The following is a 22,880-nucleotide window of genomic DNA, read 5'->3' on the forward strand; positions in this document are numbered from 1 at the left end:
TCACCGTGCGTCATTCGCCGCGGGCGCGACCGGCTGCGGCGTGCGGCCGAGAAAGCGATCGCGGGTCTCGGCCCAGACGCGCAGGCATCCGGCATCCTTGCCGGCGGCCTCGCCAAGCTGCTGGCACCGTCGCTGTTCGACGCGAAGCGCATCGATCGAGCGCTCGACGGCCCGCGCCGGCTCCGGGACATTTACCTCGTCCTTGCGGGTCAGCTCGATGGCCGTCGCTGTGATCGCGACAGCCACGAAGACGACGGCGCCCAGCCGGGCCAGCATCTTGCCGTCCATGGTCGTCCCCCTTCCTGCGTCTCAGTTGCCGTTGAACATCTTGGCGTTTCCCGGCTGGTAGCCGGAGCCGGGCGTGAGGAAGCGGCGGCGCTGCTCGCGTCCCTGCTCGGCGGCCGCTGAACGCTCGGCGTCGGTGAGCGCCTGCGCCCGGCCGTTCGCGGCGATCACGGCGGTCAGGTCGGCGAGCTGCTGCGCCTGAAGGGCGAGGAGCTGGTTGCCGGCCTGGGTTGCCTGAAGTGCGCCGGTCGCGCCCTGGCTCTGCCCGACCAGCGCCGACATCTGGGTACGGTTGGTGTCGATGTTGCCGACAACGGTGGCCTGGACGCGCATGGCGTCCTGCAGACCGCCGACGGTGTTCTGCCAGCGGGTCTTCGCGTCCTCGATCAGCTTGGCGTCCGAGGCGGTCAGCGAGGCGTTGCCGTATTGCGTCTTGAACGCCTGATCGATCTGGCCGACGTCGAATGCGATGTTCTGCGCCTGGCTCAGGAGCTGCTGCGTGCGCTGCACGGACTGCTGGAGCTGCTGGAGCGAGGAGAACGGCAGGCTCGCCAGGTTCTTCGCCTGGTTGATGAGCATCTGCGCCTCGTTCTGGAGCGACGTGATCTGGTTGGTGATCTGCTCCAGCGCGCGGGCGGCCTGAAGGACGTTCTGGGCGTAATTGGTCGGATCGTAGACGATCTTCCAGGCGTGTGCCGGGGTGGTCAGGACCGGAGCGACGGCGAGCGGTACGGACAGCACGGTGGCGGCAAGCAGGGCGGCGGAGATGCGAGGCGAGGTGGGCGTCATGTTTCAGTTCTCCTGTTCGGGCTGGGGGTCGAAGTTGACGAGATCGGGGATGAGGTCCGCGGCCCATGCGACGTCGCGCGCCGCGAGCCACGCGGGCAGGAAGCCGTCGCGGCCGTGTTCGGCGACGATCTGGTCGATGAGGGTCTGGTCGGATTTCGAGGAGGCCGCGCAAAGCGCGAGCCCGACTTCCGACAGGCCCAGCTCGAACATCCGGTTGCCGCGCCGCGACTGGCAGTAGTAGTCGCGCTTCGGCGTGGCGCGGGCGATCAGCTCGATCTGGCGGTCGTTGAGGCCGAAGCGCCGATAGATCGCCGTGATCTGGGGCTCGACCGCGCGTTCATTCGGCAGGAGCAACCGGGTCAGGCAGCTTTCGATGATGGCGGGCGCAATGCTGCTGCCATCGATGTCGGACAGCGATTGCGTGGCGAAGATCACGCTGGCGTTCTTCTTGCGCAGCGTCTTCAGCCATTCGCGGAGCTGGCCGGAAAAGCCGTCGTCGTCGAGCGCCAGCCAGCCTTCGTCGATGATCAGGAGCGTCGGCCGGCCGTCGAGCCGGTCGCCGATGCGATGGAAGAGATAAGCCAGCACCGCCGCGGCGGAGCCGGTTCCGACTAGCCCCTCGATCTCGAACGCCTGTACGGACGCCGAGCCGAGATGCTCGCTCTCGGCGTCGAGCAGGCGGCCATATGGACCGCCGACGCAGTAGGGGCGCAGCGCCTGTTTCAGGTCGTTCGACTGGAGCAGCACGGCAAGGCCGGTGATGGTGCGCTCCCCGACCGGCGCGGAGGCGAGCGAGGTCAGCGCGGTCCAGAGGTGCTCCTTGACCTCCGGTGTGATCTGCACGCCCTCGCGCATCAGGATGGCGACGATCCAGTCGGCCGCCCAGGCGCGTTCCGGCACCTCATGGATGCGGGCGAGCGGCTGGAGGGAAACCGAGGTTTCCGAGCCATCGGTCAGGTCGCCGCCGAGATCGTGCCAGTCGCCGCCCATGGCGAGCGCCGAGGCGCGGATGCTGCCCCCGAAATCGAAGGCGAAGACCTGCGAGCGCTTGTAACGACGGAACTGCAAGGCCATGAGCGCGAGCAGCACGGACTTGCCTGCGCCGGTCGGGCCGACGACGAGCGTATGGCCGACATCGCCGACGTGAATTGAAAGCCGGAACGGGGTCGAGCCTTCGGTCCTGCCATACAGCAGCGGGGGCGCGCCGAGATGCTCGTCCCGTTCCGGCCCCGCCCACACGGCGCTGAGCGGCATCATGTGGGCAAGGTTGAGGGTGTTGACCGGCGGCTGCCGGACATTTCCGTAGACGTGGCCGGGCAGGCTGCCGAGCCAGGCATCCACGGCGTTGATGGTCTCGGGCATGCAGGTGAAATCGCGGCCCTGGATCACCTTCTCGACCAGCCGCAGCTTCTCGTCGGCCACGCGGGCGTCGCCGTCCCAGACGGTCACGGTGGCGGTGATGTATGCTTCTCCGGCGAAGTCCTGGCCGAGTTCCTGAAGCGCGAGATCCGCATCCTGCGCCTTGTTCGCGGCGTCGGTGTCGACGAGCACGGATTGCTCGTTGGTCATCACCTCCTTGAGGATCGCGGCGATCGATTTGCGCTTGGCGAACCACTGCCGCCTGATCTTGGTCAGGAGGCGGATGGCATCGGTCTTGTCGAGGAGGATCGCGCGCGTCGACCAGCGATATTCGAAGGCGAGCCGGTTCAGCTCGTCGAGAATGCCGGGCGTCGTCGCGGTCGGAAATCCGACAATGGTGAGGATGCGAAGATGTTGCTCGCCCAGGCGCGGCTCCAGCCCGCCGGTGAGCGGCTGGTCGGCGAGCAGCGCATCGAGGTACATCGGTGCCTCCGGCACGCGGACGCGGTGCCGGTTGGTCGAAATTGTCGAATGCAGGTAGGTGAGCGTCTCGCCGTCATCGAGCCATGCGCATTCCGGCATGAAGCCGTCGAGCAGTGCCAGGATGCGATCGGTGCGGTCGGTGAAGGCGCGCAGCGCCTCATGAGGATCGACGCCGGAGCGCTCCCGGCCTTCATAGAGCCACGCTTCCGTGCGGGCGGCTTCCTCGGCGGGCGGCAGGTAAAGCATGGTGAGGAAATAGCTGGACACGAAATGCGCGCCCTCTTCCTCGAAATCGGCCTTGCGCTCGGAATCGACCAACGATGAGGCGGGATCGGGAAAGCGGCTGTCGGGATAGGTCGCGGCCTCGGACCGCTGCGCCTCGACGAAGATCGCCCAGCCGGAGCCGAGGCGGCGGAAGGCGTTGTTGAGGCGGGCGGCGACGGCGACCAGTTCGGCCGCCACGGCGGAATCCAGATCCGGCCCGCGAAAGCGCGCCGTGCGCTGGAACGAGCCATCCTTGTTGAGGACGACGCCGGCGCCGACGAGCGCGGCCCAGGGCAGGTAATCAGCGAGGCGGGCGGAGGTGCGGCGGTATTCGGCAAGGTTCATCATGGCCGCGCCCTCACACCGACAGGTGGCCGGGGATGCGCAGATGTCGGCGCCCGACCTCCACGAAGAGCGGATCGCGCTTGGCCGCCCAGACGGCGGTGAGATGGCCGATCATCCAGATCGCGAGCCCGACCAGCCAGAGCCGCAGGCCAAGGCCGACGGCGCCGGCGAGCGTCCCGTTCATGATGGCGATCGAGCGCGGCGCGCCGCCGAGCAGGATGTGCTCGGTCAGCGCGCGATGGACGGGAACCGAGAACCCCGGCACGGCGTCGAGCTGTTCGAAGCCGGCCGCCATCAGATGAGCGCCCCGCCGCCGAACGAGAAGAAGGAGAGGAAGAAGGAACTGGCCGCGAACGCGATCGACAGGCCGAAGACGATCTGGATGAGACGGCGGAAGCCGCCGGCCGTATCGCCGAAGGCGAGCGTCAGACCCGTCACGATGATAATGATCACGGCCACGATTTTCGCGACCGGCCCTTCGACGGATTCGAGGATCTTCTGAAGCGGCGCTTCCCACGGCATCGAGGAGCCGGAGGCGTGGGCGGACGGCGCGGCCGACATCATCATGATGGTGACGAGCGCGGTCGAACTGGCGAGCCGGTCGTATGCTCCCCGCAGCACGGAGGACCTGGGCGGCTTGGCCGGAACCGGCGGAACGGTCGTGATCGGGGCGGAAGCGGGCGACTTCATCAAGGTTCTCCTGTGGGGGGCTGAGTTGCGGGAATGACGTGGTAGTCGCCGTCGGCGGTGAGCCCTTCGACGCGGGCGAGCTGGGCGAGACGGCGGCCGGAGCCTCGGCCGGCGAGCACGGCGACGAGATCGATGGTCTCGGCGATCAGGGCGCGCGGGACGGTGACGACGGCTTCCTGAATGAGCTGTTCGAGGCGGCGCAACGCGCCGATCGCCGTGCCGGCATGGATGGTGCCGATGCCGCCGGGATGTCCGGTGCCCCATGCCTTGAGAAGATCGAGGGCCTCGGCGCCGCGCACCTCGCCGATGGGAATGCGGTCAGGGCGCAGGCGCAGCGACGAGCGCACGAGATCGGAGAGGGTGACGACGCCCTCTTTGGTCCGCATGGCGACGAGGTTCGGCGCGGCGCATTGCAGCTCGCGGGTGTCTTCGATGATGACCACGCGATCCGCGCCCTTCGCCACTTCGGCCAGCAAGGCGTTGGTCAGCGTCGTCTTGCCGGTCGACGTGCCGCCGGCGACAAGGATGTTGGCGCGTGACTGGACCGCCATGCGTAGCGTCTGCGCCTGGTCGGCGGACATGATGCCGGAGGCGACGTAATCGGCGAGGGTGAATACCGCGACGGCCGGCTTTCTGATCGCGAAGGCGGGCGCGGAGACCACGGGAGGAAGAAGGCCCTCGAACCGCTCGCCGCTCTCGGGCAGCTCGGCCGAGACGCGCGGCGCTCCGGCATGGACCTCCGCGCCGACATGATGCGCGACGAGCCGCACGATGCGCTCGCCATCGGCCGCCGACAGCCGCTCCCCCGTATCGGCCAGCCCTTCGGAGAGCCGGTCGATCCAGAGCCGCCCATCGGGATTGAGCATTACCTCGACAACCGCGGGGTCCTCCAGAAACCCGGCGATTGCGGGTCCGAGCGCGGTACGGAGCATCCGCGCTCCCCGCGTCGTCGCCTCGGTCTGTTGGAAGGATCGCGCCACGTCGTCCCCGTCCGGTAGCGGGCACGCCCCATGCGCAGCCCTGGATCGGGGATGAGTAAAAGAGCCCGAAGTCGGGCCGATTCAACAAGTATCGGTCGTAGTAGTGCGGTGGCGTGCAAAGACAGGAAAACGGCGGAGTCCGCTCGTGACGGTGATCCCGGTGGGCGCGCGCGAAAACCGAATCAGTTGCTTGGACTTATCTGTTTTCGCGGCGCGGTGGTCAGATTGCGGACTGTATAATTCGCCTCGGCCTACGGCGTGCCGCCCTCGTCCTTGCCCGCCGCGTCCATGTCCTCCGAAACCTCCTGCCGGAGCTTCGGGCCTTTGACGAGCCGCTGGCCGAGGACGGCGACGAAGGCATCGTAGCGTTCGCCGGCCTTCGCCTTCGCGGCCTGCGCGGCAGGCTCGGGCAACGCGGGCGTCGTCGTGAGCCAGAAGCGGACGAAGACGGCCAGCGTCTCGACGGCGATGCCGAGATCGCGCTCCAGGCGCGTCATGCGGCGGTCGAGCTGATCGAGGCGCTTGGCGACGACCGCCTCCCGGCGCTCGGCATCGTCGGGTGACAGGAAGGACGCGATCGCGGCTTCGGCGATCAGCGAGCGCGACTGGTCGCGCCGGGCCGAATAGGCAACGAGCGCCTGCATGACATCGGGATCGAGATAGACGGACAGGCGCTGCTTTTTCGGTGTTCGGATCATCGCGGGCCTCACAGGTCGATGCCGTCATTGGGATCGAGCGAAGCCTGCCGCGCGACCTGCCGCATAAGCCGGTTCATCCGGCTGTTGCGAACGGTATCGTCCTCGCTGTCGTCGCCGGGATCGCCGCCGAACTCGTTGTCGATCGGCTCCTTTTTCTCGACGGTTTTGACGCGGCTGAGTTCAGGCTGGTGCCGCCGCTCGGATTCGGTCGGATCGTCGTCATCCTCGCCAACGCCGGAGACCGGGGTCAGATCGACCTCCGGCCGCTGCGGCAGGGGCAGGCTGCTCCAGTCGTCCGGCTCGACATTCTCGGAGACCAGCGCCGGGGGCGGCAGGACCCTTTCCTGAAAACGCGGGTCCTCGAAGTAGCGGGCCTTCTTCGCCCGGATCGGCGGCGTGCCCGCCACCATGACGATTTCGTCGGCGGGCGGAAGCTGCATGATCTCGCCGGGCGTGAGCAGCGGTCGCGCCGTCTCCGAGCGCGACACCATCAGGTGGCCGAGCCAAGGGCTCAACCTGTGCCCGGCATAATTCTTCATCGCCCGCATCTCGGTCGCCGTGCCGAGCGCGTCGGAGACACGCTTGGCCGTCCGCTCGTCATTCGTGGCGAAGGCGACGCGGACATGGCAGTTGTCGAGGATCGAATTGTTCGGCCCGTAGGCTTTCTCGATCTGGTTCAGCGACTGCGCGATCAGGAAGCTCTTCAGCCCGTATCCCGCCATGAAGGCTAACGCACTCTCAAAAAAATCCAGCCGGCCGAGTGCGGGAAACTCGTCGAGCATGAGGAGCAGACGATGGCGATCGCCCCTCGTCTCCAGCTCCTCGGTGAGCCGGCGGCCGATCTGGTTGAGGATCAACCGGATCAGCGGCTTGGTCCGGTTGATGTCGGAAGGCGGGACCACGAGATAGAGCGTCGTCGGGCGCGCAGCGCCGACGATATCGCCGATCCGCCAGTCGCAGCGGCGCGTCACCTCGGCCACGACCGGATCGCGGTAGAGGCCGAGGAACGACATCGCGGTGGAGAGCACACCCGAGCGTTCGTTATCGGATTTGTTGAGCAGCTCGCGCGCCGCGCTGGCGACGACAGGGTGCGGCCCGGCCTCGCCCAGATGCGCCGTTCGCATCATCGCGTCGAGCGTGGCTTCGATCGTCCGCTTCGGATCGGAGAGAAAGGCGGCGACACCGGCGAGCGTCTTGTCCTTCTCGGCATAGAGGACATGGAGGATCGCGCCGACCAGAAGCGCGTGGCTGGTCTTCTCCCAGTGGTTCCGCTTCTCCAGCGAGCCCTCCGGGTCGACGAGAATGTCGGCGATGTTCTGGACGTCGCGGACCTCCCACTGGCCCTTTCGCACCTCGAGCAGAGGATTGTAGGCCGAGGAGCGCGCATTGGTCGGATCGAACAGGAGGACGCGGCCGTGCCGCGAACGGAAGCCGGCGGTCAGGCTCCAGTTCTCGCCCTTGATGTCGTGGACGACGCAGCTTCCCGGCCAGGTCAGCAGGGTCGGCACGACGAGGCCGACGCCCTTGCCGGATCGGGTCGGGGCGAAACACATGACATGCTCCGGCCCGTCATGGCGCAGATAGGAGCGATCCATCCGGCCGAGCACCACGCCATCCGGGTCGAGAAGACGCGCGGCGGTGATCTCCTCCGGCCGCGCCCATCGCGCCGAGCCGAAGGTTTCGACCTCCTTGTTCTCGCGCGCCCGCCAGACCGACATGCCGATGGCAACGGCGATGGCGATGAAGCCGCCTGATGCCGCGACGAGGCCGCCTTCCATGAAAACGGACGGCGCATAAGCGTCGTAGAAGTACCACCACAGGAAGAAGGACGGCGGATAGTAGACCGGCCATCCGGCGAGTTCGAACCATGGGGTGCCGAGCTGCGCCTGAAACCCGAGCCGCCACGCGGTCCACTGCGTCGCCGTCCATGTCGTCGCGAGGACGATCAGGAAGACGGTGAGGATCTGGCCCCAGAGGATTTTCGTGGCGGACATTGCGGGGTCCTTTCTTGGAAGGGTGTGATGGTCAGAGGCCGAGCCCGCGCTTGCGGCCAAAACTCCAGTCGACGCCGCCGTCCCCGCGCGCGACGCCGGAGACGTGCCTGGCGAGCTGCTTTTCGAGCGAGGGCGACCAGGGCACGAGCTGGAAGCCGAGGCCGTCGTCGATCATGGCGAAGCGGCCAGAGGCGAGCGTGAAACGCTGGCGATAGGTCCCGGCGACGTATTCGCCGCCGGCGGAATGGTTGAACACGCGCCCCGTCTGCGCGGCGATCTGCTCGCCGAGCGCGTCGACCTCGCGCTGTCGCAGGGTACGCAGGAGGTTGCGGTTGAAGATCACGCTGCGGCCGTGCCGCTCGGCAAAGCCCTGCTCGATCAGGCGCTCGGCGCGGCGGTCGAGCGCGTCGCGCACCTCCGCGCCGAAGCCGCCCTCCGAGAGCGACGCCGGCTCGCGGGCAATGTTCTGCCGGTCGAGCCAGGTCGCGCCGGTCGCCGTGACCTGCCGGCCGATGTCGAGGTCGGAGCGGACGGCGAGAGCGACGCGGCGGCGCCCCTGCGCGTCGTCGAACTTGCGCAGCTCGACGATCGATCCCGGCGCGCTGTCGCCGGTCGAGTCGAGATCGGGGAACTTGATGTGATGGGTGCGGCCGTCGACGCCATCGACCACGGCATAGGCTGTGCCCTTCAGCTCGTCATCCAGGCCGCGCTCGACCAGCCGGCCGACGATCGGGTCGTCAAGGCTCTCGGCCGCGAGCACATAGCTCGCCGTGCCACGCTCGATGCCGCGTTCGGCGAGCGCACGGTGCATGCGCTTGATGATGTCGCCGCGCTCTCCGAGTTCGCGCAGCGTCGGCTCGGCCTTGTCCGAGATCGTCCACTGGCCGGGGCCGATCTCTTCGGCGAGGCCGAGGGATTCGAGCTTGCGCAGCCGGCCGACCTTGAGCGGGAGATATTCGTCGGGCTGGCGGTCGGGATGCGGCGCGACGTCGATGACGCCGGTGCGATAGCCGTCGCGCGCGAGCTGCCGGTCGAGATCGGTCCAGCGCTCGGCCTCGACCTGCCGCTCCAGATGGCCGCGGATTTCGAGATCGCTGCGCAGGCCGAGGTCCTGCGTCACGAGATCCTGCGCGCGTGCTCGCATCCCCTCCTTGATGTAGTCGCGGGCGATCACGAGGTCCTGCCCGTCGTCCGTGCGGCCGCGCAGGATGATGTGGACGTGCGGGTTGTCGGTGTTCCAGTGATCGACGCCGACCCAATCGAGCTTCGTGCCGAGGTCCTTTTCCATCTGGCTCATGAGATCGCGGGCGAAGTCCCTCAGATCGGTCATGCGCCCGGCGTCTTCGGGTGAGACGATGAAGCGGAAGTGGTGCCGGTCGTCCTCGCAGCGCTCGGCGAAGTCGCGGGCGTCCACCTCGTCCAGCTCGGCGCCGAACAGGCGGGCCTTCTCGCCGTCGCGGGTCACGCCGTCACGCTGGAGATATTTGAGATGGGCGGCGAGCGGAGCGGCGCGCGCCGAGTGCCGGACCACGCGGGTCTTGATCACCACGTTGCGCGAGCGGCGCGTGAGCACGCGGTTCGCCTGCACGCTGGCGCGCCGGCCGCGCCCGAACTGCGAGCGGTTGCCGGGCGTGATCCGGCCGGAGCGCGAGACGCGCCCGCCGGCCTTCTGCGCGGCAGCGAGCGCCTGAGCGATGAACGGTCTGGCGCGCTCCGCCTTCGAAGAGCGGATGCGGCCAGGGCGGATGCGGAAATCGTCCTCGGCGCTCATCACATGAGCCCCGCACATCGCGGCAAGTCATGGAAAAGACGGCGAAAGCCGGAAAATCGCGAGGTTCGCCAGAACCGCGCACATCGCGCAGACGGCGCGTAACTCCTTGAAAAACCACAACCGGAATCAGGCGCACCTCGCGCCTTTTTATCTCGCCATCGTCCGGTTGTGGTTCTGCGCCTCCCCGGCCACCCCGCCGATCCTCGCCGGTTGCACGCTACGCCGACCGAGACCGCGAACGCCGTCATCTCGGACCTCCAGCGCCCGAACGGGCGATGAAGAGGTCGCCGGACTGCGGCGCGACGGCAGGCTGACGGCGCGCCGGTAGGGAGGCGGCCGCATCGCCGGGCGCGCCGACGAAGAGCGGCGCATCCCGCCATCCGCGGCGCTTGCCGCGCAGCATGGCGGCGGCGCGGAGGTCGGCTTTCACGCCGATTGCCGGCAGGATCGCCGCGACATAGGCGCGGGTTTCGGCGGGCAGCGCACGGCCGGTCGCGAGATGCTGGTCGAGCCGCGCCGGCCCTGCATTGTAGGCCGCCAGCATCGCCGCGACATTGCCGTAGCGGTCGAGCATCTCGCGCAGATAGGCCGTGCCCGCGAGGATGTTGTCGCGCGGCGCGAACGGATCGCGGCCGAGGCCATAGCGACCGCGCAGCTCGGCCCAGGTCGCGGGCATGATCTGCATCAGGCCCATCGCACCGGCCGGGGACACGGCGCGCATGTCGCCGGCGCTTTCGGCGCGCTTTACCGCGACGATCCACGCCTGCGGAATGGCGAAGCGTCGCGACGCCTCGGCAACGTGGGCGGCATGCGGATCGGCGGCCGCGTTGCGCGCCGGCTGCACGGTCTGCGCGTAAGCCGGGAACGCCGAGGGCGCGGCGAAGATCAGGCCGGAAAGAAGAAGGAGGAGTGCTGGGCGTCGGGCGGCGGAAGGTGGTCCGACGCTGGCGGAAGGTTGGACCGGCACCATTCAGTCCTCCGCCCGCTTCTTCTTCGAGGGAGTGACGTGCAGGCCCCAGACCGTCTCGTCGTCGGGGTCGCGGAAGAGATTGGCGCGCAGAATGCCGCCAAAGAGCGGGCTGTAGAGGTCGACGGAGACGAACTCGCCAGCGCGTTCGCCGACATGCGACCAGCCCGCGCCAATGTCGAGACCGTCCTGATCGCCGAGCAGGATGCGGTATTGCGGCGCGTTCTCGGTCTCCAATGGTTCGGCTGGAACGAAAGTGAGCGGCTCGTCGATGCCGAGCGCGTGGAAGCGCCCTTCGAAGCCGGTTTCTGTGCGGGTGAAGTGGCCGAGATGCGCCATGGTTTTCGTCTCCTGTGCGTTGCGGTGAGGATGAAAGGAGCGCGTCGTCACCGCGTCGGCGCGCGCCAGACGAAGCGGCCATCGCCGTCGTCATCGGTGTAGAGAGGCATCGCGCGGCCGATGACCGCCGAGGCGGGAAGCGCGCCGAAGTAGCGGCCATCGAGGCTGTCGCGGACGTCGTTCATGAGGAAGAGTTCGCCGTCGCCGATCACCCGGCAGCCCTGCCAGGCGGGCAGGTCGCGGCCCATACGGTCGCGCTCCAGCGCCTCGCCCATCTCCACCGCGTCGACCGTGATGGTGCGCCCGGTGCGGCAGACCCTTTGCCCCGGCAGGCCGAGCACGCGCTTGAGGAGCGGCACGCCGCGACCGACATAGCCGCGCGCGACCATGAAGCTCGCGAGCGGCTCGGGCGGCAGCACGGCGACCAGATCCGGTACTTCCAGGGCAACGGCGGGCTCGACCGTGTAGAATCCGACTGGCGCGCTGGCGGTCGCGTTCCAGATCAGCCGTGTCGGCGCCGGGACGATCGCCGCCGCGACCGCGCCCGTGGCCGCGAGGCACGTCACGACGGCGTAGCCGAGGCGGGTCATGGCTCCGCCCTCCGGCGCAGGAGAAACGCCTTGTGCCGGGTGACGGTGTAGGCGCGCGGTTCGTGACCCGCGGCGAGCCGGTTGTGGACGTGCCGCCAGTGGTCGGGCGAAACCTCGGCGGGATCGATGCCCTGCGCCTCGATCGCGTCGACGATCTGGAGCACGCGCTCAACCTTCGGCCAGCCGTCGATCTTGAGCAGGATGTCGCCGCCGGGCCGCACGAATGGCAGCGTCTGGAACGGCTCGCCTCGGTCGACGGCGCGCACGATGTCGACGCGCGAGATGATCGTGCCGTGCTCGTTGGCGGCCCAGCGCACGAGGCAGAAGATCGTCTCGGGCGCGAAGCCGACGAGCCTGCGGCGGCGGTCGAGCTTCTGCTCGTAGCTCTCCTGGCCGAACCTGATCCAGCACTCGATCCGCTTCTCGATCCAGGTGAGTTCGACGAGCGTGGTGAAGGGCGCCGGTCCGTTCGGCAGCGGACGGCCGCGCAAGCGGTAGGCCGCATTGCCGGTCATGGCATGTCTCCTTGGCGGTCGGGAAATTCGCGTTCGAGCAGCTCGCGGAGCATGTCGGACGCCGTGACGCCGCGCCGGAAGGCGGCGATCTTGATGCGGCCGCGCAGCTCGGGCGTGATGTCGATGGTGAGGCGCGCGGTGAAGGCGGCGGCATCGCCACTGCGCGCGGGCGGCGTCTCGCCAGCCTTGATCCAGCCTTCGGCGTCGCCGGGCCGGGAGGCGAAGCCGCGCTTTTCCGTGCGGACCGTCATGGCGCGGCTCCCGCGTCGAATGGCAGCACGGAGGCGATGCGCGCGCGGGCACGCTCGGCCATGGCGGCGTCGATCTCGCAGCCGAGATAGCGGCGGCCGGAAAGCCGGCAGGCTTCGCCCGCCGCGCCCGAACCGGCGAACCAGTCGCCGACCAGGCCGCCAGGAGGGCAGCTCGTGCGGATCAGGATTTCGAGAAGCGCGGACGGCTTCTCGGTCGGATGGATGGCGCGGCCATGCGCGTTGCGCACGTAGATGACCGAGCGCATGAGGCGCGGCCCGCCGTCCTGGCTGACATAGTGGCCGGCGTCGATCTGGCCGGTAAGGGGCGGCCGCTTCTTTCGCCGCACCGTGCGCGCCAGCGCGTCCGGCGTCGTCTGGACATCGTTGTAGACGTCGCGCCAAGGCGTCTCGGCGGGATAGAATTGAACGGCCAGCTCATGCACCCGCTTGAAGCGGTCGGCATGGAAGCTGGAGCCGTTCTGCTTCTCCCAGACGATCTCCTGCGCGATGCGAAAGCCTGCATCCGCGAACCGGATCGCCGTGACCATGAAGCTGCGCAGCGAACCGAACACCCACAAAGAGCCGGTCTGCTTGAGGGCGGCCCGCGCGAGCGGAAGCCAGCCTTCGACGCGGCGGTCCCAGGAGAGCGAGGTGTCGCCGTAAGGCGGATCGGCGAGGATCATGTCGAACGGGCCGCGTTCCGGCATGAGGTCGCGGCAATCGCCGGCCAGGAGGGTTTCGGAAAGCACCGTCATGGCGCGGTCCTCCCGACGCCGAGCCGCGCGATCTCGGCCGCCAGCGCCGAGATCTCGCGCGCGGCCAGGCTGTCGGCGGCGATCTCGCAGGCAAGCCGTCCGGTCTGCGCGGCGTCGGCGAAGATGACGCGCTGGCCGATCGTCGTGGCGAGCACCGGCGGATCGTGCTCGGCCAGCGTCTCGGCCGTCTCGCGCGCGATCACCGTGCGGGCGGCGCAGCGGTTGAGGACGAAGCGGGCGACGAGCTGAGGCCGGTAGATGCGCGCCTCCGTCAGGAGCGCCAGCATCTCCGCCGAGGCCCAGCCGTCGAGCGGCGACGGTTGCACCGGCATCAGCACGAGGTCGGCGGCGAGCAGCGCGGAGCGCATGAGTCCGGCGACACGAGGCGGTCCGTCGATGACGATGTGGTCGGCGTCGCGGGCGAGTTCCGGGGCTTCGCGATGCAGCGTGTCGCGGGCGAGGCCGACGACGCCGAAGGCGCGTGGCAGGCCCTCCCGCCCGCGCTGCTGCGACCAGTCGAGCGCGGAGCCCTGCGGGTCGGCGTCGATCAGGGTGACGCGCTGGCCGCGCCGCGCCCATTCGCCGGCGAGATGGAGGGCGAGCGTCGTCTTGCCGACGCCGCCCTTCTGGTTGAGCACGGCGACGATCATGTGTGCCCTCCCGGCTTTCGGGATCGGGGCGGCGTCGGCGCGTTTGAAGTATCGTCGGCCGTAAGGGAGGATTTACGGAAAGACGTAACCGGACTAGCCTGCGGCCCATGTCCGTGTTTCGTCTTCGTGACGCCGGCATCGAGACTTCTGGCGGCGCTGCGGATGAGGTTTTCCACATCGCGCGCGCGCCCAACAATGTTAGATTCTCTATTAGACTCTAAGTTAAGGCCGGGAATCGTGGTTTCGGGCCAGAGACTTAACTGTGGTGCGTGCGTGCGAAGTCCCGATACCGCCTGCGTGCGAAATCCCGATAGTGCTGCGTGCGAAATCCCGATCGCGTCCACAGCCTTGTCCACAGGGGCCGCTGACGGGCTGACCGGTACGATCCTTAGCAGTTCGCGGCGGCCCTCCCGCTCGATGCGCAGGCGGTAGCCGGGCAGCGGCTGGCGCAGGGCGATGCGGCGGAGCTGGAGCGCGAAGTCGGAGACGCGCACCAGGCTGCCGGATTTCTCATGGAGGTGCGGAACGTCGAACAGCCAGCCGCCGGGCTGGCGTCCGGCGTGCTTGCGGGCGACGCGGTAGAGCCACCGCTCGATGCCGCCGCTCAATCGGAAGTAGGCCGGATCGATGGTGAGGACCAGCGAGCGGTCGACGACGCCCCGGTAGAACCAGTCGGGCAGGACGAACTCCATGCCCTCGACGCGGCCGTCGGCGCGGGAAAGTTCCTCCCACTCGTTGATCCACGAGAACTGGTGCCGCCGCCAGTTCTCGCCCTGGCGGATGTTGGTGCGGATGACCGTCGACTGGAGCCGCGAGAGTGCGCCCTTGAGGAGCTTGTAGTCGCGCGCGCCGGTCTCGCGGCCGATCGCGGTGAGAAGCTGATAAGGGGTGAAGCGCAGGAAGCGCGAGGTTCGAAGGCCGAGATTCTCGGCTTCGACGATCTGGCTCGCGGCCCAGATCAGGACGTCGGCGTCCCAGATGGTCGCCATGCCGTGCTCCTGCACGGCAAGGACCTCGACGCGCACGTCGCCGGCCTCGTAGAGGATCGGCACGACGCGCTTGGCCTTGGCCAGCGAGAAGAACGGCCGTTCCATGAGATCGCGCTGGTCGCGCGGCCGCGCATCGCCGGTCGCGACGACGAAAGGATCGAGCGTGTTGCGTTCGCTGGGCGTGATGAGGCGGCGGCGCTGCATGCCGGGTCCGCCTCAGCGATGCCGCCGCACGCCGTTGTAGGCGGGCGACACCAGGGAAGCGTGGCGCTTGGCGGGCAAGACCGAGCCGCGTGGATCGGCGGTCGAGGTGACAGCGCCCCGCTCGGCCCAGGCTTTGAGGTCGTCGATCGCGTAGACGACGCGGCCGCCGAGCTTGCGATAGGCCGGGCCGGTGCCGTAGGTGCGATGCTTTTCGAGGGTCCGGCCAGACAGGCCGAGGTATAGCGCGGCCTCGGGCGTGCGAAGATAGCGTGGCGGCAGGTCGGAAATGTCGGGCGTCATGATCGGGCCTCCGTGGGGTTCGCGAGGCCGCTGATGGTCAGCGGCGGTCGAAGGCCACGGTGGCGAAGAAGCAACGGCAGGGGGGAGTGCGAAGATGGCGATGCTAAAATCGCACCCCCTGGCCCGACGCCGGATTATTTGCGCCGGCGCCGGCGCAGGAGGCTGAGATAGCCGCCCTCGATCATGGAGAAGGCGTCCTTGACGAGATCCATGACGGCATCGCGCAGGGCCGACGTCTTCCAGGGCTCGTCGGCGATCCGGGCCTGTCCGTAGATGACGCCCGCGATCTCGCGGTAGGTAGCGCCGTTCATGCGGCCATCGACAGCCTGGAGCATGTGCCGCGCCCGCCGGCGTTGCTGGCGGGTCAGACGCCGGTCCTCCGGCACGCGCCGCCGCAACAGCCGGCTGAACAGGCGTTGGACGGCATCGGCGCGGTCGAGCCCGTCCGTATCGATCGGAATGACGATCGAGAGCGGTCCGCCGGCGTCAGCGCCGGAAAGGCGTACGAGATTGAGGTAGCGGCCGCCGCCGAGGTCGTACCGGAAATATTCGCCGTCGTCGCTCGCTCTGGCCTCGGCCGACCCGAGCGCGGCCGAGAGATCAAGTCCGCCGGAAAGGATTGGCGGCGTGGCGGCGAGGACGAGAGCGCCGGTGTCGTGGCCGGGCAGCCAGAATACCGGCGTTTCTACGGCCGAGAGGCCGGGCCGGACGGGGAAAGCAAAGCCCCCAGTTGTTGATCAGGTCTACGGTGGCAGGCGTATCGTCGACCGCCGCGTCCGCCACGGCCCGGTAGTCGCCCTGATATTTCGCATTGCGGCGAAGCCACTCCCAGGCGATGTCAGGGGAGTCGATATCGTCCAGGAAGTCGTAGGTGGAGGAAGATCGCCACTGCGATATGTCGGGTTTCATCGCCTCCTCCTCGCAGTCGTAGAATTAGGGCGTGCAGAGGAGTGATGATTACAATTGCCGCTTGCTCGCGGAAGCCCGATCGCTGGCAACGGATGTTGCCGCGCAGGCATCACGGTGATCGCTTATTTCCGGTATCCTTCGCGCACGAGATGGCGATAGCCCTGCTCGGTCAGCCAGCGCGCCCGCGCCAGGTGGGTGTCGTAGACGTGCCGCGCGCGTTCAGGCTCGCTGTCCGCGTCGAGGCCGAACAGGATCGAGACCGCCTCCCGCCAGCACGCGCCGTCCGCAGCCGAGTCGTGCAGGCGGAAGTAGCGCTTCATGTTCTTGCGGTCGTAGGGTGTCAGTTCCGGGCAATCCGGCGGTGCATCGAGAAAGGCGTTGTCGGTCACGGCAGGGTCCGATCATGGCTTGTCCCCTGGGATTGCGCTCCAGCGCGCCGCCAATGTGCCAGCCCGGCATGGCAGAATGACAAAGGAAGGTTTGCTTCAGAAGGAAATAGCGGCATCAGTATTCTTTGCGGTGCTGTTGTTTCGGCCGAACAAGCATCAAGCCCTCACCCTGATCGGTGCTCAGAAACATGATGCCGTTGTTTTCGAGAGCCCGGCGCACCTGATCCCGCGTGCTTTCGTAGACCTTGAGGCCGCTCTCGGACTCAAGGCGCTTCAGCGCGGTCAGGGAAACCTGGGCCTTGTCAGCGAGCGTCTCCTGCGTCCATCCAAGCAACGCGCGCGCGGCCCGCGACTGTCGGGCGGTGATCATGCATGATCACCTCCTACAGCCACGAATGCGCACGCCAGAACTACGACTAATTTAGTCGCTCTTGGCAAAAAGAGCCAGCGGTAATCGAGTGAAATTCACGGGTTCTCTATAGGTTAGGCCGAACTGATTCGGTCGCCGTGCGCCACGCTCGCCCGGTATGTGGTGCCTTCCCGTCGGCGAGCCGGAAAGAGGGCGAGCGCCCCCTGGCCGGATCAGGCGAACGGGTCGATCTCCCCGACGATCGCATCCTCGTCGCCGTCATATTCGGCGAAGGGCATCACGGCCATCGTGCCATCCCCGGCCCGGAAGATGACGATGGAGACCATCAGGGTAGAGGCGAGGCTGAAGGCGTAGGCGTTTGCATCTGGAAGGGACATTTCTCGGCTCCTGTGCGGGAGCGGGACCATCTCCGCTCGACAGGCTCCCGAAATGTTTCGGCATGGCCGCGATCACCTTGCAGGCTGCGCCGGCAAAGGCCGCACGCATTGCGTAGCGGACCCTTCACGGGTTGATCGTGGAAGGGCATGGCGAAACCAGAGTGGAGCATTCAAGAGCAGGGTGGCGTCCGACCGCGAGCCTCGAACGCCTTCCTGATGCCACCGCCAGGCCGAGCACGCGACGGGTGATCGGGCGCCTCACTCGGTCCGGCGTCGGCAACGAAGCTGCGCACCCGCCGTTCTGCCGGGCGGATTCGCGCCATCGCGGCGAATGATCAATGCCAGGGCTGCGTTCCCCTGCGCGGAGGTAGTCCGCTCAGGGCGCAGCGGAAAGCGGCTTCCGGGAGAGGGAAAGGGGTTTGGGGAAAGGGAGGAGGGAACCGTCCCCTTTCCCCATGGGAGGATGTTTGAAGGAGGGGCTTGCCCTTCCTTCATGGGGAGAGCGCGAGAGGGGGCAACGCCCTCTTTTCGCAAGCAAAGGCGGCCGGTCGAACCGGCGGCCTTGGCTCCCGGCTCAACGGAAAGGCGACAGGCGGCCGAAGCCGCCTGTCGCCTGATGACGTCATCCGTCCTGCTCTTCGTCCTCGAAGGCCGGATCGGTGGTGTAGGTATTGAACCGGATGCCGGTCTCGGCGGCGATCTGGCGCAGGATGGCGCAAAGGCCGTTCAGTCGGTCGTCACCGACTTCGACGCGCGGCGGAGGGAAGCCGTCGAGGAAGCGCCACGTCCCGGTGCGGCTGTCATAGTATTCCTTCGTGGCCCAATCAACGTGAACCTCGCAATGAAGAAGATCGATGCCGTCCGGTTCGCGCCAGTTGTAGGTGAGGTCCTGCCCGGCGCCCCAGATCTGCTCGCCGAGATCGTCTGCATCGGGGCCATCGGGGTTCAGCGCCAGCGCATGCTGAGCGGCGAGCGTCCCGCGCGCCAGGTCGATGAGCTGGTCGAGCTTGGCCACCAGCCTGTCGTGAGCGCCGCGGCTGAAATCGTCGTCGCAGGCAAGCCGGTTGGCAAGCACCATGATTCGGAAGCCTGCGAACTTCGCATAGAGTTCGACATAGTGGAAATCAGACATATCAAGTCTCCTTTCGTTTCTGACGAAAGGTGTCCACGCCTCAAGCACAGAGGGGTCAGGGACCGCGGAACGCGGCCGCCGTGCGGCAAGCGGAGGAACCGATTTTGTGGAGTCGGCCTCTGGCCGGCGGAGGAAAATTGGAGGGGCCGCGCAGTCCTTGACGCCGGATGGGCTGGCGTACAATGCGTAGTCAGAGAGAGATAGCCCGCGGCCCCGACAGGGGCCGCGTCCGTATGGGCCGGGGTGGTTTGGAGGGGGTGTTTCACCCCCTTCATGGGTGGGGGAGCTGGAGGGGGCGGGGCTCTGCCCTGCCCCTTCCGGGGTGAGTTTGAGAGGGGTGGCTTGCCCCCCTTTCATGAGCAAGGTCGAGCGGTCGATCCGCTCGGCTTTGCAGCCAGGACGTCGCAAAGGCGGCAGGCGGTTGCCGCCGCCCGCCGCCTCTCCGGCACTATCGGTATCTGTCGTTTCTGATCGGGGTCTCGTAGATCGCGGGTTCGATGCCCGCCGCCCCGTCCGGCCCGATGCAGTCGTAGTAGAGATAGGTGGTGAAGCGGATGCCGGTATCGGCCGCGATCCGCCGGATGATCCCGCCGAGGCCGCACAGGTGCTCGTCGCTGACCGTGAAGCTCTCCGGGATCGGACGAGGGCACCACATTTCCGCGACCGGATCTCTGTAGCCGCCCCAGTCTATCTCCGGATCGATGCAATCCAGGAGATGCCAGGGATAGAAGCCGCCGCCGCTGGTTTCGAGATCGCCGACGCAGAAGTCGATGGTCATTTCCAGGGCCTCGCGCGCGGCCGGATCGGTTTCGGTCCGAAGCAACGCTTCCGCCCGATGGCCTTCCCGGCAGAACCCGGCAAGCTGCTCGAGCGCATCGGCGAGCCGGTCATGGACGACCTCGGCAAAGCGCGTGTCGCACTCGGCGCGGTTCGCACGAACCTGATTTCCGAAGGCGATGAACTTCGCATGGAAGTCGAGGAAATCGAGCTTGGACATTCTAAGTCTCCTTTCGTTTCTGACGAAAGGTGTCCACGCCTCAGCACAGAGGGGTCAGGGAACGCGGAACGCGGCCGCCGTGCGGCAAGCGGAGGAACCGATTTTCTGATCCGGGCCTAGCAAGGAACGGAGTCGAAAATTGGAGGGGCCGCGCAGTCCTTGAGGCCGGATGGGCTGGCGTACAATGCGCAGTCAGAGAGAGATAGCCCGCGGCCCCGACAGGGGCCGCGTCCGTATGGGCCGGGGTGGTTTGGAGGGGGTGTCGCACCCCCTTCATGGGTGGGGGAGCTGGAGGGGGCGGGGCTTTGCCCTGACCCTTCGGGGTGAGTTTGAGAGGGGCGGCTCCGCCCCCCCTTTCATCAGGGGAGCATCGGGCCAAAAAGTGGATGCCGGTTTTTGGACCTGCCCGATGCCCCGGCGAAGACCTCGGACCGTCGCGCCGCAGCGCGGGGCGGTTCGGGCCGGTAAATCTTCCGGCGGCGCGATCGGTCGCGAACATGGAGAAACCCGGCGGCTTGCGCCGCCGGGCCTTGGGCCTCCCGCTCAAAACGGGATGTCGTCGTCGTAGTCGGTCTGTCCGCCCCGCTCATTTTCGGTCTGCTTTGCCCGGCTCAGGAAATCGACCGTCTCGGCGATGATCTCGCATCCGTAGCGGTCGTTGCCTTCCTGGTCCTTCCACTTCGTGTAGTGGATGCGGCCGCGAACCAGCACCTTCATACCGCTCTTGCAATAGTCCTGGACCGTCTTGCCGAGGCCGTTGAAGGCAGTGATCCGGTGCCATTCAGTGTCTTGAACCCGGTAGCCCTTCTCGTCCCGGACAACCTTGCCTTCAGAGTAGCGGGGGCGCGAGGTGGCCAACGTGAAGTGGGTGATCCGGGTGCCGCCCTGGGTGGTGCGGGTTTCGGGGTCCTGACCGATGTTACCGGCGAGAATGACGATGTTCTGCATTGTAAGTCTCCGTTGCTTCTCGGAGGGACCATCCCTCCGACGAGACCCGGCCAAGGCCGGCGGGAGACGCCTGCAACTGCACGCTCGCGGGCAGCTCGCCCATAAGGCCCGGAGTGGGGCGGGCAGCCGCGCTTGCGCGGCAACACGGTCCGGAGCCGCGTGGGTTGCGGCCGGAAACCGAACGGTCTTAGGGGATCAGTCAGTCGGAGGGATTGGTGCCTCTGAACGCACACGGGATCAGACGCACGGCAGACCATCGCCATTCTCGCCGGCAACAGCGAAACGTCAGGCCCGATGATTCCGCGCCGCCGGGACGACACCTCCATCATCCGCTTCCGGCCACCCGCGTCTCGCTGCTCGGAGGGCATGGGCCTCCGGGAAGGCAATGAAGAGGGCTGACGGGTGCTGAAGGCACGGAACGGCGCTGCGTCCCCCGGTTCGACGGCCGGCAGTGCGGTCCATTAGCATCGTGGCGAGGCGGAAATGAAGGTGGTCGCGGCCAGCCTTCACGACACGAGGGGAGTTGGCCAGCGGGCGAAAGACGCTCGCGGCCTGCGGGCTCATGCCGATGATCGGCCGCTCCTGACCGGGCGAAGCAGACCCGAAGCGGGCGCATGGGCCGACCGGCGCCGACGCTGCATCGCGTTCTGAGCGGGAGGCCGAAGGGCGGGCGGCGCAAGCCGCCTCAGTTTGTCCTGGGAGCGGCGGATCGCGATGCCGGATCAGCGCGAGAAGACCGAGACGCCGAGGGCATTGAGATTGACCATGGCGGCGATGCCGATGAACAGGCCGCCCGTGCCGCCGAGCAGATTGAGCACGATCGCAGAGTCGACCGCATTCTTCGTAACGCCGTGGACAAGGGCATAGCCGGCAATGGCGGCGGGAACTGCGAAGATCGCGAGTGCGATCAGGCGCAGGGCCGGGTTCTTCGCGAAGCCGAGAACGCCGATCACCAGCGCGATCGCCCCCAGGGCGGCGGCGATGGCGGCGAAGCCGGTCATGAACAGGCCCGCGCCGGCGGCCCAGGCATATTGTGCGGCCGTGAGGCCGACCATGAAGGGCAGTGCATAGATCGCGAGATTATAGGCGATGATGCAGAGCATGATGGTCAGGGAGATAGCGAGCAGGATCAGCGACATGGAAGCCTCCGCATGAACGGTTGAGGATCACGACAGGCTTCCGGTGAATACGCTCCGCCTGCGACTATGCTGCTGTGCCGGTTCTGCAAGGATGTTCAATCAAAGCCATCATCATCTCCCGTAGTCAAGTATTCGGCCGGTGAAGGGTTGCCGGAAGGCGGCGCTTTACGCGCCGCCCTCGAACTGCATGGTCGGGATGCCGAGCTTGCGGGCCTTGTCCGCGAGGTTTCCCTGAATGCCGCCGCCGCCGAAGACGAGGACGCCGACCGGCAGGACTTCCAGCATCGTGTCGTTACGCTTGTAGGGAGCCTGCTTTGCCGGATACTTCTGGAAGTCGGGCTCGAAGGCGATCTGCGGCACCTTGCGGCTGGCTGCCCAGCGGGCGGCGATGCGTTCCGCGCCCGTCTTCGCGCCGCCGTGGATGAGCACCATGTCGGCGTGCTTCGCACGAACCTGATCGAGTTTCGCCCAGATCAGGGTATGATCGTTGAAGTCGGTTCCGCCCGAGACGGCAACTTTCGGACCGGCGGGCAGCAGCACCTCCTTCTCAGCCCGGCGCTTCGCGGCAAGGTAGTCTCTGGAGTCGATCATCGCGGCGGTCAGATTGCGATGGCTGACCTTCGAGCCGGTGCGGGGCCTCCAGGCGCTGCCGGTGTGGTGCTCGAAGGCTTCGGCGGCGACATCGCGGAAGAGTTCCATGCTGTTGCGCCGTTCGATCATGGTCTGGCCCTCTGCCGTGAGGCGTTCGAGTTCGACCGACTTCACCTCGCTGCCGTCCTGTTCCGTCTGAAACCGGCGCTGCGCCCGCTCGTTGTCGTCCAGCTCGCGCTCCACCCGGCCGGTGGCGCGGTGGAAGAGATTGACGGCTCCCCAGAGCAGCTCTTCGAGATCGGGTTCGAGGCGGGTGTCGCCGAGGGTCGCGACGAGGGCATCGAAGATATCTGCGACGGCTGCGGCGACGGCATTGCCCTCCGGAAGCGGCCTCGGATCTGGTTCGTCCTGATATGGCCGCCAGCCGTAGAGCTGGAGTTCGTTGAGGACATGATCGGTGGGGGATGCGGTGTGGATCGGCTCGTAACCTGCGTTTTCGTCTTCGTTCGTCATCGTGAGCGTCCTTGTCTGGAGACCGCGCCCATCGCGGCCTTCGCAGGCGTCGACGCCCACAGGCGGACCGGACTGGCAGCCCTCGCCTCTCGCGAGGGCCTCGATGGCCAAGCCCGGCTATTTTGTTTCGCGCTGCAAAGGCGGGGCTCGCCCCGCCGGCGGAAAATAGCCGCGCGCCGCGCCATTGCCCGGCCGGGCCGTTTGTGGGCCGATCGCCCTCTCAGAAGGCCGTGGGCGTGGGCTCTCCGACAGCAAAGGTCGCTTGCGATGATGAAGGGAGACGGCAAGTGGAGACGC

28 protein-coding genes are annotated in these 22,880 nt (G+C 67.4%); all 28 read right to left on the reverse strand.

The genetic code is table 11. From position 1 onward, the window contains the following. Positions 1–288, reverse strand: coding sequence for a putative entry exclusion protein TrbK-alt (gene trbK-alt / locus ACQZ5F_RS15805; protein ID WP_003500127.1), 288 nt, complete (start codon positions 286–288; stop codon positions 1–3). Positions 289–309: 21 nt separating this feature from the next. Further along, positions 310–1,074 carry a P-type conjugative transfer protein TrbJ gene (gene trbJ, locus ACQZ5F_RS15810; protein ID WP_003500125.1) on the reverse strand — a complete coding sequence of 255 codons (765 nt, stop codon included), beginning with the start codon at positions 1,072–1,074 and terminating at the stop codon, positions 310–312. A gap of 3 nt (positions 1,075–1,077) precedes the next feature. Next, positions 1,078–3,528: a conjugal transfer protein TrbE gene (gene trbE / locus ACQZ5F_RS15815; RefSeq protein WP_003500123.1), complete on the reverse strand. Its 2,451-nt coding sequence runs from the start codon at positions 3,526–3,528 to the stop codon at positions 1,078–1,080. Between the two features lie 10 nt (positions 3,529–3,538). After that, a complete protein-coding gene (locus ACQZ5F_RS15820; protein ID WP_003500121.1) occupies positions 3,539–3,820 on the reverse strand; it encodes a VirB3 family type IV secretion system protein in 282 nt (93 codons plus the stop codon). Continuing rightward, complete coding sequence (locus tag ACQZ5F_RS15825; protein ID WP_234825348.1) at positions 3,820–4,092, reverse strand: TrbC/VirB2 family type IV secretion system protein; 273 nt, start codon at positions 4,090–4,092, stop codon at positions 3,820–3,822. The genes ACQZ5F_RS15820 and ACQZ5F_RS15825 overlap by 1 nt, the downstream gene beginning before the upstream one ends. Before the next feature lie 122 nt (positions 4,093–4,214). Beyond that, entirely contained in the window at positions 4,215–5,147 is a 933-nt protein-coding gene (trbB, locus tag ACQZ5F_RS15830; protein ID WP_003500105.1) for a P-type conjugative transfer ATPase TrbB, read from the reverse strand. A 299-nt stretch (positions 5,148–5,446) separates the two neighbouring features. After that, complete coding sequence (locus ACQZ5F_RS15835) at positions 5,447–5,893, reverse strand: hypothetical protein (RefSeq protein WP_003500104.1); 447 nt, start codon at positions 5,891–5,893, stop codon at positions 5,447–5,449. 8 nt (positions 5,894–5,901) lie between these two features. After that, complete coding sequence (locus ACQZ5F_RS15840; RefSeq protein WP_003500103.1) at positions 5,902–7,887, reverse strand: conjugal transfer protein TraG; 1,986 nt, start codon at positions 7,885–7,887, stop codon at positions 5,902–5,904. Between the two features lie 31 nt (positions 7,888–7,918). After that, a complete protein-coding gene (locus ACQZ5F_RS15845; protein WP_024899641.1) occupies positions 7,919–9,658 on the reverse strand; it encodes a relaxase/mobilization nuclease domain-containing protein in 1,740 nt (579 codons plus the stop codon). 244 nt (positions 9,659–9,902) lie between these two features. Continuing rightward, positions 9,903–10,628, reverse strand: coding sequence for a lytic transglycosylase domain-containing protein (locus tag ACQZ5F_RS15850; protein ID WP_003500099.1), 726 nt, complete (start codon positions 10,626–10,628; stop codon positions 9,903–9,905). Next, a complete protein-coding gene (locus ACQZ5F_RS15855; protein ID WP_024899640.1) occupies positions 10,629–10,964 on the reverse strand; it encodes a DUF736 domain-containing protein in 336 nt (111 codons plus the stop codon). It lies immediately after the preceding gene. A gap of 47 nt (positions 10,965–11,011) precedes the next feature. After that, entirely contained in the window at positions 11,012–11,554 is a 543-nt protein-coding gene (locus tag ACQZ5F_RS15860; protein WP_003500095.1) for a S26 family signal peptidase, read from the reverse strand. Continuing rightward, positions 11,551–12,069 carry a DUF2840 domain-containing protein gene (locus ACQZ5F_RS15865; RefSeq protein WP_003500094.1) on the reverse strand — a complete coding sequence of 173 codons (519 nt, stop codon included), beginning with the start codon at positions 12,067–12,069 and terminating at the stop codon, positions 11,551–11,553. Before ACQZ5F_RS15865 ends, ACQZ5F_RS15860 begins: the two co-directional genes overlap by 4 nt. Next, positions 12,066–12,320: a ribbon-helix-helix protein gene (locus ACQZ5F_RS15870; protein ID WP_003500093.1), complete on the reverse strand. Its 255-nt coding sequence runs from the start codon at positions 12,318–12,320 to the stop codon at positions 12,066–12,068. Before ACQZ5F_RS15870 ends, ACQZ5F_RS15865 begins: the two co-directional genes overlap by 4 nt. Beyond that, positions 12,317–13,075, reverse strand: a complete 759-nt coding sequence (locus ACQZ5F_RS15875) for a DNA-methyltransferase (protein WP_003500092.1) — start codon at positions 13,073–13,075, stop codon at positions 12,317–12,319. Before ACQZ5F_RS15875 ends, ACQZ5F_RS15870 begins: the two co-directional genes overlap by 4 nt. Then, on the reverse strand, positions 13,072–13,725 hold the full coding sequence (gene parA, locus ACQZ5F_RS15880; protein ID WP_003500091.1) for a ParA family partition ATPase: 654 nt from the start codon (positions 13,723–13,725) through the stop codon (positions 13,072–13,074). Before parA ends, ACQZ5F_RS15875 begins: the two co-directional genes overlap by 4 nt. Then, positions 13,722–14,918: a replication initiator protein A gene (locus ACQZ5F_RS15885; RefSeq protein WP_003500090.1), complete on the reverse strand. Its 1,197-nt coding sequence runs from the start codon at positions 14,916–14,918 to the stop codon at positions 13,722–13,724. The genes parA and ACQZ5F_RS15885 overlap by 4 nt, the downstream gene beginning before the upstream one ends. Before the next feature lie 12 nt (positions 14,919–14,930). Beyond that, complete coding sequence (locus tag ACQZ5F_RS15890) at positions 14,931–15,218, reverse strand: helix-turn-helix transcriptional regulator (protein WP_003500089.1); 288 nt, start codon at positions 15,216–15,218, stop codon at positions 14,931–14,933. Positions 15,219–15,352: 134 nt separating this feature from the next. Next, on the reverse strand, positions 15,353–15,886 hold the full coding sequence (locus ACQZ5F_RS15895; protein WP_107327474.1) for a DUF2285 domain-containing protein: 534 nt from the start codon (positions 15,884–15,886) through the stop codon (positions 15,353–15,355). Then, on the reverse strand, positions 15,819–16,127 hold the full coding sequence (locus tag ACQZ5F_RS15900) for a transcriptional regulator domain-containing protein (protein WP_174005926.1): 309 nt from the start codon (positions 16,125–16,127) through the stop codon (positions 15,819–15,821). Before ACQZ5F_RS15900 ends, ACQZ5F_RS15895 begins: the two co-directional genes overlap by 68 nt. A 122-nt stretch (positions 16,128–16,249) precedes the next feature. Continuing rightward, positions 16,250–16,516, reverse strand: coding sequence for a DNA -binding domain-containing protein (locus ACQZ5F_RS15905; protein ID WP_003500087.1), 267 nt, complete (start codon positions 16,514–16,516; stop codon positions 16,250–16,252). Positions 16,517–16,631: 115 nt separating this feature from the next. Next, a complete protein-coding gene (locus ACQZ5F_RS15910; RefSeq protein WP_003500086.1) occupies positions 16,632–16,886 on the reverse strand; it encodes a helix-turn-helix domain-containing protein in 255 nt (84 codons plus the stop codon). Between the two features lie 212 nt (positions 16,887–17,098). Then, the gene (locus ACQZ5F_RS15915; protein ID WP_167666299.1) at positions 17,099–17,263 is read right to left on the reverse strand and encodes a hypothetical protein; all 165 of its coding nucleotides are present in this window, start codon (positions 17,261–17,263) and stop codon (positions 17,099–17,101) included. Positions 17,264–17,885: 622 nt separating this feature from the next. Then, positions 17,886–18,395 (reverse strand): hypothetical protein, encoded by a 510-nt coding sequence (locus tag ACQZ5F_RS15920; protein WP_003500079.1) that lies wholly within the window; start codon positions 18,393–18,395, stop codon positions 17,886–17,888. A gap of 448 nt (positions 18,396–18,843) precedes the next feature. Continuing rightward, complete coding sequence (locus ACQZ5F_RS15925) at positions 18,844–19,392, reverse strand: hypothetical protein (protein ID WP_035242850.1); 549 nt, start codon at positions 19,390–19,392, stop codon at positions 18,844–18,846. Between the two features lie 543 nt (positions 19,393–19,935). Further along, positions 19,936–20,340, reverse strand: a complete 405-nt coding sequence (locus ACQZ5F_RS15930; RefSeq protein ID WP_003497247.1) for a single-stranded DNA-binding protein — start codon at positions 20,338–20,340, stop codon at positions 19,936–19,938. 722 nt (positions 20,341–21,062) lie between these two features. Next, positions 21,063–21,479, reverse strand: a complete 417-nt coding sequence (locus ACQZ5F_RS15935) for a hypothetical protein (protein ID WP_003497248.1) — start codon at positions 21,477–21,479, stop codon at positions 21,063–21,065. Positions 21,480–21,644: 165 nt separating this feature from the next. Then, on the reverse strand, positions 21,645–22,583 hold the full coding sequence (locus tag ACQZ5F_RS15940; protein ID WP_024897978.1) for a DUF2493 domain-containing protein: 939 nt from the start codon (positions 22,581–22,583) through the stop codon (positions 21,645–21,647). Positions 22,584–22,880 lie beyond the last annotated feature (297 nt).

The sequence above is a fragment of the Agrobacterium sp. 22-210-1 genome (assembly GCF_053522525.1).

Coding starts and splice junctions, on each gene's coding strand:
- trbJ (WP_003500125.1), bottom strand. CDS start 1,074: ATGACGCCCACCTCGCCTCGCATCTCCGCCGCCCTGCTTGCCGCCACC.
- parA (WP_003500091.1), bottom strand. CDS start 13,725: ATGATCGTCGCCGTGCTCAACCAGAAGGGCGGCGTCGGCAAGACGACG.
- trbE (WP_003500123.1), bottom strand. CDS start 3,528: ATGATGAACCTTGCCGAATACCGCCGCACCTCCGCCCGCCTCGCTGAT.
- ACQZ5F_RS15845 (WP_024899641.1), bottom strand. CDS start 9,658: ATGAGCGCCGAGGACGATTTCCGCATCCGCCCTGGCCGCATCCGCTCT.
- ACQZ5F_RS15890 (WP_003500089.1), bottom strand. CDS start 15,218: ATGACGCCCGACATTTCCGACCTGCCGCCACGCTATCTTCGCACGCCC.
- ACQZ5F_RS15840 (WP_003500103.1), bottom strand. CDS start 7,887: ATGTCCGCCACGAAAATCCTCTGGGGCCAGATCCTCACCGTCTTCCTG.
- ACQZ5F_RS15900 (WP_174005926.1), bottom strand. CDS start 16,127: ATGAAACCCGACATATCGCAGTGGCGATCTTCCTCCACCTACGACTTC.
- trbB (WP_003500105.1), bottom strand. CDS start 5,147: ATGCTCCGTACCGCGCTCGGACCCGCAATCGCCGGGTTTCTGGAGGAC.
- ACQZ5F_RS15925 (WP_035242850.1), bottom strand. CDS start 19,392: ATGTCCAAGCTCGATTTCCTCGACTTCCATGCGAAGTTCATCGCCTTC.
- ACQZ5F_RS15835 (WP_003500104.1), bottom strand. CDS start 5,893: ATGATCCGAACACCGAAAAAGCAGCGCCTGTCCGTCTATCTCGATCCC.
- ACQZ5F_RS15940 (WP_024897978.1), bottom strand. CDS start 22,583: ATGACGAACGAAGACGAAAACGCAGGTTACGAGCCGATCCACACCGCA.
- ACQZ5F_RS15865 (WP_003500094.1), bottom strand. CDS start 12,069: ATGACCGGCAATGCGGCCTACCGCTTGCGCGGCCGTCCGCTGCCGAAC.
- ACQZ5F_RS15825 (WP_234825348.1), bottom strand. CDS start 4,092: ATGATGATGTCGGCCGCGCCGTCCGCCCACGCCTCCGGCTCCTCGATG.
- ACQZ5F_RS15885 (WP_003500090.1), bottom strand. CDS start 14,918: ATGCAGCGCCGCCGCCTCATCACGCCCAGCGAACGCAACACGCTCGAT.
- ACQZ5F_RS15910 (WP_003500086.1), bottom strand. CDS start 16,886: ATGATCACCGCCCGACAGTCGCGGGCCGCGCGCGCGTTGCTTGGATGG.
- ACQZ5F_RS15875 (WP_003500092.1), bottom strand. CDS start 13,075: ATGACGGTGCTTTCCGAAACCCTCCTGGCCGGCGATTGCCGCGACCTC.
- ACQZ5F_RS15870 (WP_003500093.1), bottom strand. CDS start 12,320: ATGACGGTCCGCACGGAAAAGCGCGGCTTCGCCTCCCGGCCCGGCGAC.
- trbK-alt (WP_003500127.1), bottom strand. CDS start 288: ATGGACGGCAAGATGCTGGCCCGGCTGGGCGCCGTCGTCTTCGTGGCT.
- ACQZ5F_RS15820 (WP_003500121.1), bottom strand. CDS start 3,820: ATGGCGGCCGGCTTCGAACAGCTCGACGCCGTGCCGGGGTTCTCGGTT.
- ACQZ5F_RS15930 (WP_003497247.1), bottom strand. CDS start 20,340: ATGCAGAACATCGTCATTCTCGCCGGTAACATCGGTCAGGACCCCGAA.
- ACQZ5F_RS15860 (WP_003500095.1), bottom strand. CDS start 11,554: ATGACCCGCCTCGGCTACGCCGTCGTGACGTGCCTCGCGGCCACGGGC.
- ACQZ5F_RS15850 (WP_003500099.1), bottom strand. CDS start 10,628: ATGGTGCCGGTCCAACCTTCCGCCAGCGTCGGACCACCTTCCGCCGCC.
- ACQZ5F_RS15935 (WP_003497248.1), bottom strand. CDS start 21,479: ATGTCGCTGATCCTGCTCGCTATCTCCCTGACCATCATGCTCTGCATC.
- ACQZ5F_RS15915 (WP_167666299.1), bottom strand. CDS start 17,263: ATGTCCCTTCCAGATGCAAACGCCTACGCCTTCAGCCTCGCCTCTACC.
- ACQZ5F_RS15855 (WP_024899640.1), bottom strand. CDS start 10,964: ATGGCGCATCTCGGCCACTTCACCCGCACAGAAACCGGCTTCGAAGGG.
- ACQZ5F_RS15920 (WP_003500079.1), bottom strand. CDS start 18,395: ATGTCTGATTTCCACTATGTCGAACTCTATGCGAAGTTCGCAGGCTTC.